General features: G+C 69.3%; 3 protein-coding genes and 1 pseudogene. 3 read left to right on the forward strand and 1 reads right to left on the reverse strand.

Annotated elements, in window-relative coordinates:
* From VFM98_RS25445 to VFM98_RS25455, 3 genes and pseudogenes are all read left to right on the forward strand, one after another.
* Window positions 1-529, forward strand: a pseudogene (locus VFM98_RS25445) (histone deacetylase family protein); the annotation flags it as partial.
* Window positions 522-1,301: an enoyl-CoA hydratase gene (locus VFM98_RS25450; RefSeq protein WP_325112679.1), complete on the forward strand. Its 780-nt coding sequence runs from the start codon at window positions 522-524 to the stop codon at window positions 1,299-1,301. The pseudogene VFM98_RS25445 and the gene VFM98_RS25450, both read left to right, overlap by 8 nt.
* Window positions 1,298-2,593, forward strand: a complete 1,296-nt coding sequence (locus VFM98_RS25455) for a mechanosensitive ion channel family protein (protein WP_325112680.1) — start codon at window positions 1,298-1,300, stop codon at window positions 2,591-2,593. The genes VFM98_RS25450 and VFM98_RS25455 overlap by 4 nt, the downstream gene beginning before the upstream one ends.
* On the opposite strand, the gene VFM98_RS25460 is transcribed toward VFM98_RS25455, so the two are convergent.
* Window positions 2,562-3,109: TRAP transporter large permease subunit (locus VFM98_RS25460; RefSeq protein ID WP_325112681.1), on the reverse strand; the 548-nt coding region annotated here is incomplete at its 5' end. The genes VFM98_RS25455 and VFM98_RS25460 overlap by 32 nt on opposite strands.

Genomic DNA, 3,109 nt, shown 5'->3' on the forward strand with positions numbered 1-3,109 from the left:
CATGGGCTTCTGCTTCTTCAACAATGTCGCGGTGGCAGCGCTCTACGCACTGGAGCGGCACGGCCTGCAGCGCGTGGCGGTGGTCGACTTCGACGTGCACCACGGCAACGGCACCGAGGACATCCTCTCGGGCGACGAGCGCGTGCTGATGGTGGGCATCTTCCAGCATCCCTTCTATCCCTACAGCGGCACCGATCCGAAGGCGGACAACATGGTCAACGTGCCGGTGCCCGCCTTCACGCGCGGCCCCGCCATCCGCGAGATCGTCGACACGCTGTGGCTGCCGCGGCTGGAGGAGTTCAGGCCGGAGATGATCTTCATCAGCGCCGGCTTCGACGCCCACCGCGAGGACGATCTCGGCCAGCTCGGGATGGTGGAGGCCGACTACGCCTGGATCACGCAGAAGATCCGCGAGGTGGCCCGACGCCATGCCAAGGGCCGCATCGTGTCCTGCCTGGAGGGCGGCTACAACCTGAGTGCCCTGGGCCGCAGCGTGGAGGCGCACGTGCGGGCGCTGGCCGATGTCTGAGCCCGCCCTGCTCGAAAGCCGCGACGCCCGCGGCGTCGTCACGCTGACCATGAACCGGCCGGCGAGCTTCAACGCCCTGTCGGAGGAGATGATCGCCGCCGTGCAGTCCGCGCTCGACCGCCTGGGCGGCGACGAGGGCGTGCGGGTGGTGGTGCTCGCCGCCGCCGGCAAGGCCTTCTGCGCCGGCCACAACCTGAAGGAAATGATCGCGCGGCCGGAGCTGGCCTACTACCAGCAGTTGTTCGCGCAGTGCAGCCGCATGATGCTGGCGATCCAGAAGCTGCCGGTGCCGGTGATCGCGCGCGTGCAGGGCATCGCCACCGCGGCCGGCTGCCAGCTGGTGGCGCAGTGCGACCTCGCCGTCGCATCCACCGAAGCGCGCTTCGCGGTGAGCGGCGTCAACTACGGCCTGTTCTGCTCCACCCCCAGCGTGCCGCTGCTGCGCAACGTGCCGGCCAAGCAGGCGATGGAGATGCTGGTCACCGGCGAATTCATTTCGGCGCAGGAGGCGCAGGCGCGCGGGCTGGTGAACCACGCGGTGGCGCCCGACCAGGTCGATGCCGAGGTCGAACGGCTGCTCGCGAGCATCCTGGCCAAGCCGCGTCTCGCGCTCGCCATGGGCAAGGAACTGTTCTACCGCCAGCGCGAAATGGGCATCGAGGCGGCGTACCAGCTGGCGGCGCAGACCATGGCCGCGAACATGATGGACGGCTGCGCCCTGGAGGGCGTGAGCGCGTTCGCCGAGAAGAGAAAGCCGAACTGGACCCGATGAACGGGCTCGCGCCCGGCGGGGGCATCGCAGAACTGGAGCGCCTGCTCTTCGCGCTGGATCCTGGCGCGGCGGCGTGGGAGCTGGCCACCCTGGCGGCCAGCCTGCTGGTCGCCTTCGGCGTGAGCTGGCTGGTCGGCCGCGACCGGCGCGGCGACTCGGTGTGGTTCGGCCGAGCCCTCGTCGACGGCCTGCTGTTCCCGCTGCTGGCGCTGGCCCTCACCTACACCGCTTCCCTGGTCGAAGGCCGCTTCCAGCCGGTGCCGCTGCTGCGCATCGCGGTGCCGGTGCTGGTGGCGCTGGCCGGCATCCGGCTGCTCGCGCGCGTGTTCACGCTGGTCTTTCCCCGGTCGGCGATGGCGCGGCTGGTGGAGCGCCTGTTCTCCTGGATCGCGTGGATCGCCGCGGCGCTGTGGATCCTGGGCCTGCTGCAGCCCGTGATGGCGGAGATGGAGAAGATCAGCTTCGCCTTCGGCAAGTCGCAGGTGAGCCTGCTCACCATCGTGCAGGGCGTGCTGTCCTCCGGCCTGGTGCTGGTGCTGGCGCTGTGGGTCTCGGCGGCGCTGGAGCGCAAGGTGCTGCACGAGGCCGTGGCCGACCTGTCGCTGCGCAAGGTGGCGAGCAACGCGATCCGCGCCGTGCTGCTGACGGTCGGCTTCCTGTTCGCGCTGTCGGCCGTGGGCGTGGACCTCACGGCGCTCTCGGTGCTGGGGGGCGCGCTGGGCGTGGGCATCGGCTTCGGCCTGCAGAAGCTGGCGGCCAACTACGTGAGCGGCTTCGTGATCCTGGCCGAACGGAGCCTGCGCATCGGCGACACCGTGCGGGTGGACAATTTCGAGGGCATCGTGGCGGACATCAAGACCCGCTACACGCTGATCCGCTCGCTGGGCGGCCGCGAGTCGGTGGTCCCCAACGAGATGCTGATCACGCAGCGCATCGAGAACCTGTCGCTCGCGGATCCCCGGGTGCTGCTGTCCACCGACGTGGCGGTGAGCTACGAGGCGGACGTCGAGCAGGTGCGCACGATCCTGCTGGAGGCCGCGCGCGGCGTGCCGCGGGTGATGGCCGAGCCGGGGCCCTCGGTGCAGCTGGTGCGCTTCGGCGCCGACGGCCTGGAGTTCCGCCTGGCCTTCTGGATCGAGGATCCGCAGAACGGCTCCGGCGGCGTGCTCTCCGCCGTGAACATCCGCATCCTGGCGGGGCTGCGGGCGGCGAAGATCGACATCCCCTATCCGCAGCGGGTGGTGCACCTGCGCACGCAGGTCACTTCATCAGGGACGGCAGCCACAGACTGAGTTGCGGGAAGGCGATCAGCACGCCCAGCATCCCGACCATCACCAGCACGAAGGGCCAGCAGCCGCGGAAGATCTGCCCCAGGCCGACGCCCGGCAGCAGCGAGTTGATCACGAACAGGTTCATGCCCACCGGCGGCGAGATCAGGCCGATCTGCACGATCATCACGATCAGCACGCCGAACCACACCGGGTCGAATCCCAGCGAGGTGACGATGGGGAAGAACAGCGGGATGGTCAGCAGCACCATCGTCAGTTCCTCCATCACGGTGCCCAGCACCACGTAGATCGCCATCATCGCCACCACGATCATGGTGGGCGAGAGGCCCAGGTGCGTGATCCAGTCCTTGAGGTCGCCGGGCAGGGTGGTGAAGTTGACGAAGTTGGCGAACAGCGTGGCCGCGATCAGCAGCGTGAACAGCATGGCCGTGGTGCGGGCCGATTCCACCAGCACCTCGAACAGGCTGCGCCAGGTGAGCATGCGCCGCAGCCAGGCGAACAGGAAGGCGCCGGCCGCGC

Origin of the sequence: Ramlibacter sp., assembly GCF_035706265.1 — a bacterium.
GTDB lineage: Bacteria > Pseudomonadota > Gammaproteobacteria > Burkholderiales > Burkholderiaceae_C > Ramlibacter.